General features: G+C 72.8%; 2 protein-coding genes. Both read left to right on the top strand.

What is annotated here, in order from left to right; translation table 11 throughout:
- On the top strand, window positions 1–1,197 hold a 1,197-nt coding region (locus tag ACYVE7_RS33930), incomplete at its 5' end, for a CDP-glycerol glycerophosphotransferase family protein (RefSeq protein ID WP_460370663.1).
- The coding region (locus tag ACYVE7_RS33925) for a hypothetical protein (protein ID WP_460370660.1) at window positions 1,197–1,468 on the top strand (272 nt) is incomplete at its 3' end. The genes ACYVE7_RS33930 and ACYVE7_RS33925, both read left to right, overlap by 1 nt.

Below are 1,468 nucleotides of genomic sequence, written 5' to 3'. Positions count from 1 at the left end.
GCCGGGCTGACGCTGCGGGTGCGCCGCCGGCCGGTGCCCGGCACCCCGCCCAAGGACGTGCTGGTCGAACGCGACTACCCGCGGATGCGGAAGCGGCCGCTCCGCGACGCGGTCGTGTTCGACACCCACGAGGGCCGCCGCTACGCCTGCAACCCGCGCGCGATCTTCGAGGAGCTGCGCGGCCGCGACCTCGCCCTCGACTACCTGTGGGTCTGCGCGGACGGCCAGTTCCCCGCCCCGCCCGGCGCCCGGACGGTCGTCGCGGGCTCCGCCGCCCACTTCGAGGCCCTGGCGACGGCCCGGCTGATCGTCGGCAATCAGCGGATGCCCCGCTGGTTCGCCAAACGGGACGACCAGATCTACCTCCAGACCTGGCACGGCACCCCGTTGAAGACCATCGGCCGTGACGTCACCACCCTGCTCGAGGCACGTGCGGACGCCAGGGCGAGGGCCGAGAGGGAGGTCCCGTCCTGGGATCTGGTCCTTTCACCGAACCCGCACACCACCCCGATCATGCGCAGCGCCTACGGCTACGAAGGCGAGATCCTCGAATCGGGCTACCCGCGCAACGACCTGCTGTACGCGCCGGGACGGGCGGAGCGCGCCGCCGAGGTCAGGGCGAGGCTCGGTCTTCCTGCGGGTAAGAAGGTGCTGCTCTACGCGCCGACCTGGCGCGACGACGCCTCGCAGGGGGAGCGGAAGGAGCCCGTCCGGCCCGCCCTCGACCTCGCCGAGATGCGGACGGCGCTCGGCGACACCCATGTGCTGCTGATCCGCGGCCACCACTACACGCCGCTGGACCGCGACTGGCGGCGGTCGGACGCGTTCGTCCGCGACGTCACCGCCTACCCCGACATCGCGGAGCTCTACCTGGTCGCCGACCAGCTCATCACGGACTACTCCTCCTCGATGTTCGACTTCGCGGGCACCGGCAGGCCGCTGGTGTTCTACACCTACGACTACGAGCGCTACCGGGACGAGGTGCACGGCTTCTACTTCGATTTGGCGGCCGAGGCGCCGGGCCCGCTGGTCAGGACCACCGGCGAGGTGATCGCGGCGGTGCGGGCCGAGGGCGCCGGGTTCGCGGACGCCCGGGCCCGGTTCGCCGCGAAGTACTGCCCCTACGACGACGGGCACGCGGCGCGGCGGGTCGTCGACCAGCTGCTCAAGATGCTGTCCCTGGAGACCGGAGCCTGATGAGAACGCTGCTCGTCCTCGCGTCCTGCCTGCTGCCGGTGGTGGCGGCGGCGACCGGTTCGCCGTGGATCTTCGGCGCGGTGTTCCTGCTCTGCCAGCTCGCCGACCGGCGCTGCGCCACCAAGGGCGTCGAGAAGCGGCTCGGGGAAGCCGGGCTGACCGGTCCTGTCCGGTTCGTGCTGCGGGCCGAGGCGTTCCCCGTGCTGCTGGCGCTGACCGGCGCGCCCGCCGCGCTGGCGGCCGGGTACGCGCTGCTGCCCGTGGCGGCGGC

The organism is Actinocorallia lasiicapitis (assembly GCF_054778695.1).
This window is presented reverse-complemented; position numbering and strand designations above follow the sequence as displayed.